This is a genomic window from Amycolatopsis sp. NBC_00345, assembly GCF_036116635.1.
Lineage (GTDB): Bacteria > Actinomycetota > Actinomycetes > Mycobacteriales > Pseudonocardiaceae > Amycolatopsis.
This window is the reverse complement of record NZ_CP107995.1, coordinates 1,771,302-1,786,713: the sequence shown is the minus strand read 5'-3', so window position 1 is coordinate 1,786,713 and position 15,412 is coordinate 1,771,302. Positions and strand designations below refer to the sequence as shown.

The window sequence follows — 15,412 nt, the reverse complement described above, 5'->3', positions numbered from 1 at the left end:
GACTACAGGTCCTCAATTGCCAACAAACCACCGCCTGGGAAAGCCGGTGCCGCCGGCCGTCAGCGGCGATCCCGTTGCCGGACAAGGGACTTCCCCCATCGCGAACGCGCGGCGGCGGCCAGCCGGGAGTGACGCAGGCCACGCCGGCAGGCTCGGGCACCCCGCGCGCGAGCCGCCGTCCGGGCATCACCGCCGGCCGCGCGCGCTGACGGAACGGGTGTCAAGCTCATTTACCGCAGCGCGGCCGGGGACCATGCAATCGTTTCCAGCACAGCCATCGCGCGCGGGGCCGGGCACCGCGACGGGCCGCCGGCGGGCCGGTGTTAAGCGGGTCCTAAGCGTGAATTCAGCGGACCCCGTCAGCATCGGCACCATGGATTCGACGAGGGATTCGACGAGCGCGCCCGGATCGGCGGTGGACTGGCTGCGCCGGCGGCTGGCCGACGGCGACCTGCCCGGCCGTTACCCGGAGCTGGCCCCCCGGCTCGGCACCGCCACCCCCGCCGAGCTCCGGCAGGCCGGAACGCTGCTCCAGCGGCTCGGGCCCGAGCGCGTGCTCGCCGCGCACCCGGGCACGCCGGTGGTGCGGGTCGCGGTGACCGGGCACTCGACGCTGGACGCGATCCGTGCCCCGCTCACCGGGGAACTGGCCCGGCACGGCCTGCTGCTGGACGCCACCATGACCGACTTCGACAGTTACCTCTTCGCCCTGTCGGACCCCGGGAGTGAGCTCTACCAAGCCGAACCCGACCTCGCGCTGTGCGTGCTCGACCCGTGGACGGTGTTCGACGAGGTGCCCGTGCCGTGGCGGGTCGAGGACGTCGAAGCCGCGTTCAAAGCCAAGCTGGCCCAGCTGGACGGGCTCGCCCGCACCTTCTCCGCGGCCGGTCGCGGAGTGCTGGTGTACAACACCATCCCGCTGCCGGCCCGGTTCGGCGACCAGCTGGTCGACCTGCGCTCGCGGGCCCGGCTGGGCGCGGTGTGGCGGGAGGCGAACGCGGCGCTGCTGCGCCTGACCGAGGACCACCCGGCCGTCGTGGTGCTCGACCTGGACCCCGTGCTGGCGGACGGCGTGCCGCTGTCCGACGCGCGGATGAGCGTGTATGCCAAGGCGCATCTCTCGGCGGAGCTGCTGGCCCGGTACGCCCACCGGGTGGCGCACCTGGCGCGGGTGCTCACCGGCCGCACCAAGAAGGTGCTCGCGCTGGACCTGGACAACACGCTCTGGGGAGGAATCCTCGGTGACGACGGCATCGAGGGTATCGAGATCGGTGACGGGCATCGTGGCGAGGCGTTCGCCGCGTTTCAGCGGGTCGCCAAGCAGCTCGGCGAACAGGGGGTTCTGCTGGCCGCGGTGAGCAAGAACGACCTCGAACCGGTCGGCCGGGTACTGCGCGAACACCCGGGGATGGTGTTGCGCGAGGAGGATTTCGTGCGGGTCTCGGCCGACTGGCAGCCCAAGCACCTCCGCCTGGCCGAGCTCGCCACCGATCTCGGTCTGGGCGTCGACAGTGTGGTGTTCGTCGACGACAGCGCGTACGAATGCGGCCTGGTGCGCGAAAAACTGCCCGAGGTGGCGGTGGTCGGAGTGGACGCCGAGCCGGCCCGGCACGTCGCCGCGCTGCTGGCCGACGGCTGGTTCGACAGCCGGGAGCTGACCGCCGACGACCGGCACCGGCCGGCGCGGTACCGCGAAGAGCTGGTGCGCAAGGACTTCCTCGAATCGTTCGACTCGGTCCGCGACTACCTCGCCGAGCTCGGGGTGCGGATCCGGCTCGCCCCGCCGACCGCCGCCGAACTGGCCCGGGTCTCCCAGATCACCTTGCGCACCAACCAGTTCAACCTGACCACCGAACGGCTGCAGCCGGACCGGGTGCACGAGCTGGCCGCCGACCCCGGCGCGCTGCTGCTCGCCGTGCACGCCTCGGACCGGTTCGGCGACAACGGACTGGTCGGCGCGGTGCTCGGGCACCGCGCCGGCGGCGTTCTGGAGATCGACAACTTCCTGCTCAGCTGCCGGGTCTTCTCCCGCGGGATCGAGCAGGCGACGTTGAGCACCGTGCTGGAGCACGCCAGGGCGACCGGCGCGAAGGAGGTCCGCGCGTCCTACCGGCGGACGGCCAAGAACGCCAAGGTCGCGAAGTTCTACCCCCGGAACGGGTTCACCGTCGTCGCCGAGGACGACACCAGCGCCACCTTCCGGCACGACCTGGCCGACATCGCCGCCGTGCCGGCGCACATCGAGCTGACCGCCGACTTCAGGGAGCCGAAGCAGTGACCACGATCGAGGACTTCATCGGCCTGCTCAACACCGAGCTGGGCATGGCGTGGACGCCCGCCGACCTCGACGTCCACCTCGACCAGCTGCCGGAGTGGAACTCCCTGCACCTGCTGAGCGTGCTGACCCGGCTGGAGCAGTACACCGGGCACGAGGTGTCGCTGCCCGACGCGCTGGTGGCGAGCTCGTTGCGCGATCTCTACGGCGTGGCCACGACCCGATGACCGGAGCAGACCCGACCGGCACCGCGCGCTCGCTCGCCGTCGACCCGCCGCCCGCGCCGGGCCGCGGGCCCCGGGTGTTCTGCTTCCACCACGCCGGCGGCACCGCGTCGGTGTTCGCCGGCTGGCAGCGCGAGGTGGGCAGCGGGGTCTCCGTGCACCCGGTGCAGCTGCCCGGCCGGGAACGGCGGCTGCACGACGAATACCCCGAAGACATGGCGGCGCTGGTCGCCGGGCTGGACGCCGAGCTCGCGCCCTGGCTCGAGGCGCCCCACGTGTTCTACGGGCACAGCATGGGCGCGCTCGTCGCGTTCGCATTGACCCGCCGCCGCCATTCCCGGGGCGCGCCGCTGCCGGAGGCGCTGGTGACCGGCGCGTTCGGGGACCCCGCGGCGCCGCCGCCGCTGGAGGTCGTGCCGTCGATGTCCGACGACGACCTGCTCGATCTGCTGATCGGCCTGGGCGGGATGTCGGACGTGGTCCGCCGGTACCCGCAGTGGGCCGGTCCCGCGCTCGCGCTGATCCGCGCGGATCTGGCGCTGTGCACCAGCTTCCAGGCCGGGCCGGCCGTCCCGATGCCGGTCGCGCTGCACGCTTTCGCGGGCGCCGACGACCCCCTGCTGGACTCCTCCTCGGTCCGGGCCTGGGGCGCGCACACCGCCGCGCGATTCACCGCGGACGTGGTGCCCGGCGGGCACTTCTTCCTCGCCGACCCGGTGGCGCGCGCCCGCGTCCTCGCCGCCGTGACCGCGCCGCTCACCGCGGCGGCCGGGGCTCGCGCGCGCTGACTTTAGCCGGTGTGAAGTGGACCTTTACCCGGCGCGAACACGATGGCACCACGGTTTCTTTTTCTTGGGGTTTCCCTTTTCCGGACGGCCTTCGGCGCGCCCTCGACCGGGCGGGCCGGCGGCGTGACTACAGGTGGTGAAGCACGGCGATGGTGGCAAACGACACCGACCGGGTTCCAGGCAGCGACGAGCCGGTCGCCTGGCCGATGTCGGCCGATTCGGGCGAAGCCCTGGCCGGGCTGGCCGAGGCGGTACGCGCGCACGTGCTCGCGTACCCCGCGCTTTCCGCGGCGTCGATCGCGGCGTCACTCGGCGCGCGGGCGCACGCCGGGCACCGGGCGGTCGTCGTGGGCCGCGACCGGGCCGAGCTGGTGGCCGGCCTCGACGCGGTGGTGGCCGGCGAGGCCTCCCCCGCGGTCGTGCGCGCGACCGCCCTGCCGGTGGGGCCGCCCGTGCTGGTGTTCCCGGGGCAGGGTTCGCAGTGGGCCGGGATGGGCGTGGAACTGCTGGATTCGACGCCGGCCTTCGCGGCGGCGATGGAGTCCTGCGACGCCGCGCTGGCCGGGCACACCGGCTGGTCGGTGATCGACGTGCTGCGGGGAGCCGGCGGCGCGCCCGCGCTGGACGGCGTCGCCGTGGTGCAGCCGGTCCTGTTCGCGGTGATGGTCTCGCTGGCCCGCTTCTGGGAGTCGGCCGGGCTGCGTCCCGCCGCGGTCATCGGCGCCTCGCAGGGCGAGATCGCCGCGGCGCACATCGCCGGAGCCCTGTCGCTCGACGACGCCGCCCGCGTGGTGGCCCTGCGTGCGCAGGCGCTGGCCACGATCGCCGGCGACACCGGAATGCTGTCCGTGCCCCTGCCCCCGGAAACTGTGGAGCAGGACCTGACCGGGCATCCCGGTATCACCGTCGCCGCGTACAACGGCCCGTCGGCGACCGTGGTGGCCGGGCCGTCAGCCCAGCTCGCCGAGTTGCAGGAGAGCTACGCCGCCCGCAGTGTGCGGGCCCGCACCGTCAACATCGACTACGCCTCGCACAGCGCGCAGGTCGAGCCGATCCACGAGCGGCTGCTCGCCGACCTCGCGGACATCGCGCCGCACGACACCGAGGTGCCCTTCTTCTCCACCGTCACCGGAACTTCGCTGACCGGCGGCGGCCTCGACGCCGGGTACTGGTTCCGCAACGAACGCTCCCCGATCCGGTTCGAGGCCGCGTTCACCGCCGCACTCGCCGCCGGGCACCGGCTGTTCATCGAGGTCAGCCCGCACCCGGTGCTGACCATTGGCGCTCAGCAAATCCTCGCGGAACGCGAAGACGCCGCGGTGATCCCCACGTTGCGCCGCGATCAGGGAACCACGCGGCTGCTCACCTCCGTCGCCGCCGCCCACGCGCACGGTGCCGCGGTCGACTGGCCCGCCGTGATGACGCCGGCTCCGGTGGTGGACCTGCCCACCGGAACCGCCGCCCGGGTGACCGGCCGCGACCCGCTGGCCGTCGTGCTGTCCGCGGTGGCCACGGTGCTGGGCCAGCCGGCCGCCGACCCGGCCCTGACCTTCCGCGAGCTGGGCTTCGACTCGCTGGCCGGCGTCGAGTTCGGCGAACAGCTGGCGGCCGTGACCGGACGGCGGATCCCGGCCACGCTGGTCTTCGACCACCCCACCCCGGCCGCCGTCGCGGCCTGGCTGGCCGGCGGCTCGCGCCCGGCGGCCGCGCCCCTCTCCCGGCGCGACGACAGGGACAACACCGACGAGATCGTCATCGTCGGCATGGGCTGCCGCTATCCGGGCGACGTGCGCGGCCCGGAGAGCCTGTGGCAGCTGGTGGCCGACGGGACCGACGCGATCTCCGAGTTCCCCACCGGCCGCGGCTGGGACCTCGACGCGCTGTACGACCCCGATCCCGACCACGCCGGCACCTCCTACACCCGGCACGGTGGCTTCCTGCACGACGCCGGCACGTTCGACGCCGACTTCTTCGGCATGAGCCCGCGCGAGGCGCTGGCCACCGACCCGCAGCAGCGGCTGATGCTCACCACCGCGTGGGAGACCTTCGAGCACGCCGGGATCGACCCGCGCGGTCTGGGCCAGACGCGGACCGGCGTGTTCACCGGCGTGATGTACCACGACTACGGCGCCCGGCTCGACCCCGCGCCCGCCGGTTTCGAAGGATTCCTGTTGGCGGGCAACACCGCCGGGGTGGTGTCCGGGCGGATCGCCTACACCCTCGGGCTGGAAGGCCCGGCGATCACCGTCGACACCGCTTGCTCGTCTTCGCTGGTGGCGCTGCACCTCGCGGCGCGGTCGCTGCGGGACGGCGAGAGCGACCTCGCGCTCGCCGGTGGCGTGACCGTGCTGGCGACTTCGCACATCTTCCGCGAGTTCAGCCGGCAGCGCGGGCTCTCCCCGGACGGCCGTTGCAAGTCGTTCTCGGACGCGGCCGACGGGACCGGCTGGGCCGAGGGCGCCGGACTGGTGCTGCTCGAACGGCGGTCCGACGCGATCCGCCACGGCCACCGAATTTTGGCTGTGCTCAAGGGATCTGCGGTCAACTCCGATGGCGCGAGCAACGGCCTGACCGCGCCGAACGGGCCCTCGCAGGCCCGGGTGATCACCGACGCGCTGGCCGCCGCGGGCCTGACCGGGTCCGAAGTGGACGTTGTCGAGGCGCACGGCACGGGCACCACTCTGGGCGACCCGATCGAGGCACAGGCCCTGCTCGCCACGTACGGCCAGGACCGGGACGAGCCGCTGCTGCTCGGCTCGCTGAAGTCCAACATCGGCCACACCCAGGCCGCCGCGGGCGTCGGCGGGGTGATCAAGATGGTGCAGGCCATGCGTTACGGCGTGGTGCCCAGGACCCTGCACGCCGAGACGCCGAGCACCAAGGTCGACTGGTCGGCCGGCTCGATCGAGCTGCCGGCCGAGGCGCGGCCGTGGCCGACGGCCGACCGGGCCCGGCGCGCAGCGGTGTCGTCGTTCGGCATCAGCGGCACCAACGCCCACGTGATCCTGGAAGCCCCGTCGCCGCGGGAAACCGAGCCGCCCCAACCGGTTCCGGGCCTCGTGCCGTGGGTGCTGTCCGCGCGCACTCCGGAGGCACTCGCCGAGCAGGCCGCGCGCCTGCAAGCGGCGGCGGCGCTCGATCCCGTCGCCGTCGGGAGGACGCTGGCGACCGGCCGGACCCGGTTCGACCACCGCGCGGTCGTATTCGGCACGACGGCCGCGGAGTTCACCGCCGGGCTGACCGCGCTGGCCGAAGGACGGACCTCGCCGGACGTCGTCACCGGGACGGCGGCCGGGGGCAAGGTCGCGTTCCTGTTCAGCGGGCAGGGCAGCCAGCGCGCGGGCATGGGACGGGACCTCGCCGAGCGGGAGCCGGTGTTCGCCGAGGCACTGGCCCAGGTCTGCGCCGCGGTCGACGAGCACCTGGGCCGTCCGCTGCTGCCGATCATCCTCGCCGAAGACAGCACTCAGCTGGACCGCACCGAATTCACGCAACCCGCGCTGTTCGCCGTCGAGGTGGCGCTGTACCGCCTGGCGTGCTCGCGGGGCCTGGTCCCCGACCTGCTGCTCGGCCACTCCATCGGTGAGCTGGCGGCCGCGCACGTCGCCGGAGTGCTGAGCCTGGCCGACGCGGCGAAGCTCGCCGTGGCCCGCGGCCGGCTGATGCAGGCCGCCCCCGAGGGCGGCGCGATGATCGCGGTCGAGGCGACCGAGGCGGAGGTGGCCGCGGCCATCGCCGAACTCGGTGGCGGCGTGGACATCGCGGCGCTCAACAGCCCCGCGTCGGCAGTGCTCGCGGGCGATCCGGACCGGGCCGAGGCGGTGGCACAGCTGCTCGCCGGGCGAGGCCGACGGACCAAGCGGCTGCGGGTCAGCCACGCGTTCCACTCCGCGCACATGGACGGGGTGCTCGCCGAGTTCGAGCGGATCGCGGCCGAAGCGGACTGGCGGGAACCGGAGATCCCGGTGATCTCCTCGGTGACCGGCGCCCCGGCGGGCGAACTCACCTCCCCGGCGTACTGGGCGCGCCAGATCCGCTCGACCGTGCGGTTCGCGGACGGCGTCCGAGAGCTGGCCGAGGCCGGGGCCACGGTGTTCGTCGAGATCGGCCCTTCGGCGGCGGTGACGCCGGCGGTGGCCGAAACCCTCGACACAACTGCGATCGCCTTCGTCCGCAGCCCGGAAACCGAGGCCACGGACTGGATCCGGGCGTTGGGCACGGCCCACGCGGCCGGCGCCGAGGTCGGCTTCTCCACCGTGTTCCCCGCCGCGCCGCCGGTCGCGCTGCCGACCTACCCGTTCGAGGAGACGACGTACTGGCTGGCTCCGGTGACGTCCGCCGGAACGGCCGCGCTCGGGCTCGACCCGGCCGCGCATCCGTTGCTGGGCGCGGACGTCCGGCTGGCCGCCGCGGGTGGCGCGGTCTTCACCGGCCTGCTGTCGCGGGAGAGCGCGCCGTTCCTGGTGGACCACACCGTGGCCGGGGCCGTGCTGGTGCCCGGCATGGCCTGGGTGGAGCTCGCCGCCTTCGCCGGAGAACGGCTGGGCACGCCGGTGGTCGAGGAACTCACGCTGCGGGCACCGCTGGTGCTCACCGAAACCGGGGCGTACCGGCTGCAGGTGTTGATCTCCGGTGAGCGGGACGGCCGCCGCGAGATCGAGGTGCACTCCCGGCCCGCGGCCGAGCCGGACGCCGAATGGACCCTGCACGCGAGCGGTTCGCTGAACGCCGAGGCCACGACCGCCGCTCCCCCGTTCCCGTGGCCGCCCTCCGGGGCGACCCGGCTGTCCGACGGGTTCTATTCGACGCTGGCCGAACTCGGCTACGACTACGGCCCGGCGTTCCAGTGTGTGGTCGACGCGTGGCGCGACGGAGAGGACCTGTACGCCGAGGCGCGGTTGCCGGAAGGCGTCGACTCGGGGGCCTTCACCATCCACCCCGCGCTGCTGGACGCCGCACTGCACGTGGTCGTCCTCGGCTCACCGGACCCGGCGAAACCGTTGGTGCCCTTCGCCTTCAGCGACGTTCACCTGTCCGGCGGAGCGACCGCGATCCGCGTCCGGGCCCGGCCGACCGGTGAGCCGGACCAGGTCTCGCTCACGGTGACCGACCAGAACGGCGCCGAGGTCGCGCAGATCCGGGCGATGACGCTGCGCCCGACCGCCGCCGCGGCGTTGCGTGCGCCGGCTGACTCGCTCCTCGAAGTGCGCTGGCAGCCGATCACCGCACCGTCAGCGGAGCCCGCCGGATCGGTCGCGGTGCTCGGCGAGGTGCCGCCGGGCTGGCCGGCGTACCCCGAACTGGCCACAGTGGACGGTGCCACGCCGGACATCATCGTGGCGCGGCTGTCCGTGCCGCACGCCAAGAAGGCCATCGCCGCGGCGCTGGCCCTCGTGCAGGACTGGCTGGCCGACGACCGCTTCGCCGGGTCCCGGCTGGTCGTCGTCACGCCGGAGACCACCGACCTCGCCACGGCCGCGGCCTGGGGCCTGCTGCGTTCCGCGCAGACCGAGAACCCGGACCGGATCACGCTGATCGCCCGCGCCGAAGACGCGTCAGCCGACGCCCTGCAGCGGGCGATCGCGTCCGGCGAACCACAGGCCGCCGTGCACGGCGACGTGGTCACCGTGCCGAGGCTGGCCGACGCCGCCCCGGAACCGCGGCCGTCCGCCCCGGACTGGAGCGACGGCACCGTGCTGGTCACCGGCGGCACCGGCGCACTCGGCCGCCTCGTCGCCCGCCACCTGGTCGAACGCCACGGAGCGCGGAACCTGGTGCTCACCAACCGATCCGGGCGCGGCGACGACGTGCTCGCCGAACTCACCGAGCTGGGCGCGGACGTCCGGGTCGAGGCCTGCGACGCGGCCGACCGCACCGCGCTGGACGAGCTGCTCGCGAGCATCCCCGCCGACCGGCCGCTGACCGCGGTCGTGCACACCGCGGGGATCCTCGACGACGGTGCGTTCTCCGCCCTCACCCGGGAACGCAACGAGGCCGTCTTCCGGCCCAAGGCCGTCGGCGCCTGGCATCTGCACGAGGCCACCGCGGACCTCGGCCTCGGCGCGTTTGTGCTGTTCTCCTCGATCGCCGGCACGGTCGGCACCGCCGGCCAGGCCGGATACGCCGCGGCGAACGCCTTCCTGGACGCCCTCGCCCACCACCGGCACGCCGCCGGGCTCCCCGCGACCGCATTGGCGTGGGGCCTATGGGACACCGACAGCGGCACAGGCGGCATGGGCGGAACGCTCGACGACGCCGACCGCGCCCGGCTCGCGCGCACCGGCGTGGCCGCGATCTCCGCCGAAGAAGGCCTGGCCATGTTCGACGCCGCGCTGGCGCACTCCGCGCCGGCGCTGGTCACCGCCCGGGTCGACCGGGCCAAGCTGACCGACGGGCCGGAGCTGCCCGCGGTGCTGCGGTCGATGGCCAAGCCGCGCCGGCGGGCTCAGGCCGCGCCCGGTGCACAGTTCGCCGCCCGGCTGCGCGGTCTTCCCGCCGAACAACGCGCGGCGGCGGTGCTGGACCTGGTCCGCGGGCAGGCCGCCGAAGTCCTCGGCCACACGGGCTCCGGCCCGGTCGAGGAGGACCGGGCCTTCCGGGAACTCGGCTTCGATTCGCTGACCTCGGTGGACCTGCGCAACCGGCTCGGCACGGCCACCGGGACCCGGCTGCCGGCCACGGTCACCTTCAATCACCCGACGGTGCGCTCGCTCGCCAAGTTCGTCCTGGACGAGGTCCTCGGCGCGAGCGACGACGTGGTCGCCTCGGCCGCGAAGCCCGCTTCGGACACCGATGACGACGTGATCGCGATCGTCGGGATGGGCCTGCGCTACCCCGGCGTCTCGTCGCCGGAGGACCTGTGGCGGCTCGTCACCGAAGAAGTCGACGCCACCTCCGAGCTGCCGGTCGACCGCGGCTGGCCGCAGGACCTGTACCAGCCGGAGTCGGACGTGCCGGGCACGTCGATCGCCAACCGGGGCGGATTCCTGCACCAGGCGGGCGAATTCGACCCGGCGTTCTTCGGCATGAGCCCGCGCGAAGCCCTCACCACGGACCCGCAGCAGCGCCTGCTGCTGGAGACCGCGTGGGAGGCCGTCGAGCACGCCGCGATCGACCCGGAGAAGATGCGCGGCTCGCGCACCGGCGTCTTCGCGGGCGTGATGTACGACGACTACGGCGGCCGGCTGCAGGGCCGTGGCGCGGCACCGAACTACGAGGGGTACCTGGTTTCGGGCAGCACCGGCAGCGTCGCGTCCGGCCGCGTCTCGTACACCATGGGTCTGGAGGGGCCCGCAGTCACGGTCGACACGGCCTGCTCGTCTTCGCTGGTCGCGCTTCACCTTGCGGCGCAAGCACTGCGCAACCGCGAATGCGACCTGGCACTGGCCGGCGGGGTGACCGTGATGGCGACTCCGGCGACGCTGCTGGAGTTCAGCCGGCAGCGCGCGATGTCGCCGGACGGCCGGTGCAAGGCGTTCGCCGACTCCGCCGACGGCACCGGCTGGGGCGAGGGCGCGGGCATGCTGCTCGTCGAACGGCTCTCGGACGCCCGTCGTAACGGCCACCGGGTGCTGGCGCTGGTCCGCGGCTCGGCGATCAACCAGGACGGCGCGTCCAACGGCCTCACCGCGCCCAACGGCCTCGCCCAGGAACGCGTGGTCCGCCAGGCGCTGGCGAGCGCCCGCCTGAGCGGCGCCGACGTCGACGCGGTCGAGGCCCACGGCACCGGGACCCGGCTGGGCGACCCGATCGAGGCGCAGGCGCTGGTGGCCACCTACGGCCGGGACCACACCGCGGACCGGCCGCTGCTGCTGGGCTCGGTGAAGTCCAACATCGGCCACACCCAGGCCGCCGCGGGCGTCGCCGGCGTGGCCAAGATGGTGCTGGCGATGCGGCACGGCGTGCTGCCGCGTTCGCTGCACCTGGGCGAGCCGAGCCGGCACGTCGACTGGTCGGCGGGCTCGATCCGGCTGCTGGCCGGCGCGGAAGCGTGGCCGGACGTGGACCGGCCGCGCCGCGCCGCCGTTTCGTCGTACGGTATCAGCGGCACCAACGCCCACGTCATCCTGGAGCAGCCCGAGCCGGCCGAGGACCCGGCCGTCGCCTCGCCGCCGCCGGCGGTGCCCTGGATCGTTTCGGGCCGTACCCCGGAAGCGTTGCGGGCTCAGGCCGCACGCCTGCACACGCATCTGACCACAATGGACACCGATCCCGTCGCGGTGGCCGCCACGCTCGCGGCCGGCCGGTCCCGCTTCGAGCACCGCGCCGCGGTCGTCGGCACCGACGCGCGAGAGCTGCTGGCCGACCTCGCCGAAATCGCCGACGGGAGCACGCCGGGAGTCACCGCGCTGGCCGGACGGACCGCGTTCCTGTTCACCGGGCAGGGCAGCCAGCGTCCCGGCATGGGGCTGGAGCTGGCCGCGGCGAGCCCGGAGTACGCCGCCGCGTTCGACGAGGTCTGCGCGGCCGTCGACCCGCTGCTGGGACGGTCGCTGCGGGCGCTCGTCGCCGACCCCGACGGCGCGGAGACCTTGTCCCGTACGGAGTTCGCGCAGCCGGCACTGTTCGCCGTCGAAGTGGCGCTGTTCCGCCTGCTCGAACACGCCGGCCTCCGCCCGGACTTCCTGGCGGGCCACTCCATCGGCGAGATCGCCGCGGCCCACGTGTCGGGGGTGCTGTCGCTGGCGGACGCCGCGACGCTCGTCTGCGCCCGGGGCCGGCTGATGCAGGCGCTGCCGGAAGGCGGAGCGATGGTGTCCGTCGCGGCCACCGAGGACGAGGTGCTGGAGCTGCTGGCCGGGCACGAAGACGCCGCGGGCATCGGCGCGCTGAACGGTCCTGACTCGACTGTCCTTTCCGGAGCCGAGGACGTGGTCACGGCCCTCGCCGGGCAGCTCGCCGAGCGGGGCCGCAAGACCAAGCGGCTGCGCGTGAGCCACGCGTTCCACTCGCCGCTGATGGAGCCGATGCTCGCCGAGTTCGAGGCGGTGGTGTCCGGCCTGACCTTCCACCCGGCCCGGATCCCCATCGTCTCCACGCTGACCGGGGCCGCGGCCTCGGACGCCGAACTGGCCGACCCGGCGCACTGGGTGCGCCACGTCCGCCGTCCGGTGCGGCTGCTCGACGCCATCCGGGCGCTGCACGACCAGGACGTCACCCGGTTCCTGGAGCTGGGGCCGGACGCGGTGCTGACCGGCGCGGTCGCCGGCTGCCTGCCGGACGACGCCGTGGTGCACGCCGCCGCGCTGCTGCGGCGGGACCGGCCGGAACCGGTCACCGCGACGACGGCCGTCGTGTCGGCGCACCTGCGCGGCGCGGCGGTCGGCTGGGCCGGGTTCCTCGGCCGCGGGGCCGGCTCGGAGCTGCCGACCTACGCGTTCCAGCGGGAGCGCTTCTGGATCGACAGCCAGGTGGTGCCGGCCGACGCGACCGGACTGGGCCTGGGCACGGTGGACCACCCGCTCCTGGGGGCGGCGCTCGAACTGCCGGACGACGGTGGCACGGTCTTCACCGGGGAGCTGTCGCTCGCGAAGTACCCGTGGCTCGCGGACCACGCCATCGGCGGATCGGTGCTGGTGCCGGGCGCGGCGCTGGCCGACCTCGCGGCGTGGGCCGCGGCCCGGCTGGGCTTGGCGTCGGTGACCGAGCTGATCCTCCAGACCCCGTTGCTGCTGCCGGAAACCGGCGGCGTCCCGGTGCGGCTGACGGTGGCGGGCCCCGACGAGCACGGCTCCCGGGCCGTCACCGTCCATTCCGGACAGACCGACCCGGTGAGCGGCGAGACCGAATGGACCCAGCACCTGACCGGTGCTCTCGGCGACGACGATCTCACGGCGGAGCCCCTCACCGAGTGGCCGCCGCCGACCGCGACCGCTGTCGGCATCGAGGGCCTGTACGCCGAACTCGCCGATCACGGTTACGGCTACGGCCCGGCGTTCCAAGGGCTGACCGCGTTGTGGACCGATGGCGACGACCTGCTCGCCGAGGTCACGGTCCCCGAGGAGGCACCGGCCGCGGCCGACGGGTTCGTCCTGCACCCCGCGCTGCTGGACTCGGCGCTGCACCCGCTGGCCCGCGCGGCGACCGCGGCCGGGGTCGTCCGGCTTCCGTTCTCCTGGTCGGGAATCCGGGTCTTCGCCGAGGGCGCCACCACGCTGCGCGTGCGCCTGCGGCCGACCGGGGCGGACACGTACCAGCTGCTCCTGGCCGGCCCTGGCGGCTCACCGGTCGCGGTGGTCGACGCGCTGACCGTGCGGGAGCCGGACGCTTCCGCGATGAACGCCTCGGTCACGGGCTTGCTCGGCCTGGACTGGGTGTCCCAGCCGCTGCCCGAGTCACCGTCCGAATCACTGGCCGCACCGCTCGTCGCCGTCGGCCCCGGCGCGGCGGGTTTCGCCGCGGCGGCCGCCACCGTGGGCTGGGAAGTGCCCACCCACGTGGACGTCACCGAGGCGCTGGCCACCGATCCGAGCCGTTCCGGCGATCTGCTCTACGTCGCCGCACCGCCGGAATCCGAGGTCGCCGGCTCGACCAGGGCCGGGACGCACGCGCTGCTGGCCGCGGCGCAGACCTGGCTCGCGGCCGGCCCCGGCACCGGGCGGCTGGTCGTGCTGACCGGCGGCGACCTGGCCGGCTCGGCGCTGTGGGGCCTGATCCGCAGTGCGGAGACGGAGAACCCGGGCAACTTCGGCCTGGTGGACCTCGACGGCACGACCGAGTCGCTGCGCGCGTTGCCCGGACTGCTCGCCACGCAGGTCTTCCAGGCGACCCTGCGCGCGGGCACGGCCACCACACCGAGGCTGACCCGGCTGCGCGTGCCCCACGGCGAAGCGCTCGACCTGTCCGAGGGCACCGTGCTGATCACCGGCGCGGGCGGCGCGCTCGGCCGGCTGACCGCCCGGCACCTGGTCACCACGCACGGCGCCCGCCACCTGCTGCTCACCGGACGGCGCGGCCCGGACTCCCCCGCGGCCGTCGAGCTGGTGCGGGAGCTGACCGAGCTGGGGGCCGAAGCGACGTGGAAGGCCTGTGACGCGGCCGATCGGGACGCCGTGCGCGCGCTGCTCGCCGGCGTGCCCGCGGCTCGTCCGCTGGTCGGTGTCCTGCACGTCGCGGGGGTGCTCGACGACGGCACGATCGGCGCGCTCACCCCGGGCCGGTTCGACACCGTGACCCGCGCGAAGGTCGACGCCGCCTGGCATCTGCACGAACTCACCCGGGAGCTGGACCTGCGGGTGTTCGCGCTGTTCTCTTCGGTGGCGGGGGTGCTGGGAACCGGCGGCCAGGCCAATTACGCGGCCGCCAACACCTTCCTCGACGCACTGGCCCGGCACCGTGCCGGCCACGGCCTGCCCGCGGTTTCGCTGGCGTGGGGCCTGTGGGGCGGCGACGGGATGGGCGACGCGCTCTCGACGGCCGACCTCGCGCGGCTGGCCGCACTGGGCTTGACCGCCATCGAGCCCGGCCACGGCCTGAAGCTGCTCGACGCCGCGCTCACCGGCGGGCACCCCGTGGTGGTGCCCGCGCCGGTGGATACCGCGCTGTTGCGGGAAAAGGCCGGTTCCGGGACGCTGCCGCCGATGTTCGCCGGGCTGGTCAGGGCCCCGGCGAAACGGGCCAAGGCGGCGGACGGCCCGTCGTTCGCCGAGGCCGTCGCCGCGGCCGCCGAGCCCGACCGGCTGCCGCTGGTGCTCGACAAGGTGCGCGCGGTGGTGGCGAAGGTGCTCGGCCACCAGGACGCCACCCGGATCGGCGCCGAGACGGGCCTGCTGGACTTGGGCCTGGACTCGCTGACCGCGGTGGAACTGCGCAACGAACTGGGTGCCGCGACCGGCCTGCGGCTGCCGACGACCGTCGCGTTCGACTACCCGACCCCGGCCGCGCTGGCCGGGTCACTGGCCGCGGCGCTCAAGCCCGAGACCGCGGAACCGCTGTCGCTGGAAACACTGCTGGCGTCTCTCGACGAAGCACTCGGCACGGCCGACGAAGCCGGACGCGCCGAACTCCGGTCGAGGCTCCAGCGCGTGATGTCCACATTGGACGAAGCGGACACCACGGCGCTGGACACGACCACCGCGTCCGACGACGAGATGTTCGCGTTCATCGACAACGAGCTGTCCCACTGA

The 15,412-nt window shown here is 74.2% G+C and carries 4 protein-coding genes; all 4 read left to right on the top strand.

Annotation, left to right across the window (positions count from 1 at the left end):
- Positions 1 to 373: 373 nt before the first annotated feature.
- Complete coding sequence (locus OG943_RS08020; RefSeq protein WP_328609057.1) at positions 374 to 2,278, top strand: HAD-IIIC family phosphatase; 1,905 nt, start codon at positions 374 to 376, stop codon at positions 2,276 to 2,278.
- On the top strand, positions 2,275 to 2,502 hold the full coding sequence (locus tag OG943_RS08015) for a hypothetical protein (RefSeq protein WP_328609056.1): 228 nt from the start codon (positions 2,275 to 2,277) through the stop codon (positions 2,500 to 2,502). The genes OG943_RS08020 and OG943_RS08015 overlap by 4 nt, the downstream gene beginning before the upstream one ends.
- On the top strand, positions 2,499 to 3,287 hold the full coding sequence (locus OG943_RS08010) for a thioesterase II family protein (protein WP_328609055.1): 789 nt from the start codon (positions 2,499 to 2,501) through the stop codon (positions 3,285 to 3,287). The genes OG943_RS08015 and OG943_RS08010 overlap by 4 nt, the downstream gene beginning before the upstream one ends.
- A gap of 149 nt (positions 3,288 to 3,436) precedes the next feature.
- Positions 3,437 to 15,412 (top strand): SDR family NAD(P)-dependent oxidoreductase, encoded by an 11,976-nt coding sequence (locus OG943_RS08005; RefSeq protein ID WP_328609054.1) that lies wholly within the window; start codon positions 3,437 to 3,439, stop codon positions 15,410 to 15,412.

What these genes read in the sequence shown, in the direction of transcription:
- OG943_RS08020 (WP_328609057.1), top strand. Translation starts at nt 374, where the DNA reads ATGGATTCGACGAGGGATTCGACGAGCGCGCCCGGATCGGCGGTGGAC.
- OG943_RS08010 (WP_328609055.1), top strand. Translation starts at nt 2,499, where the DNA reads ATGACCGGAGCAGACCCGACCGGCACCGCGCGCTCGCTCGCCGTCGAC.
- OG943_RS08005 (WP_328609054.1), top strand. Translation starts at nt 3,437, where the DNA reads ATGGTGGCAAACGACACCGACCGGGTTCCAGGCAGCGACGAGCCGGTC.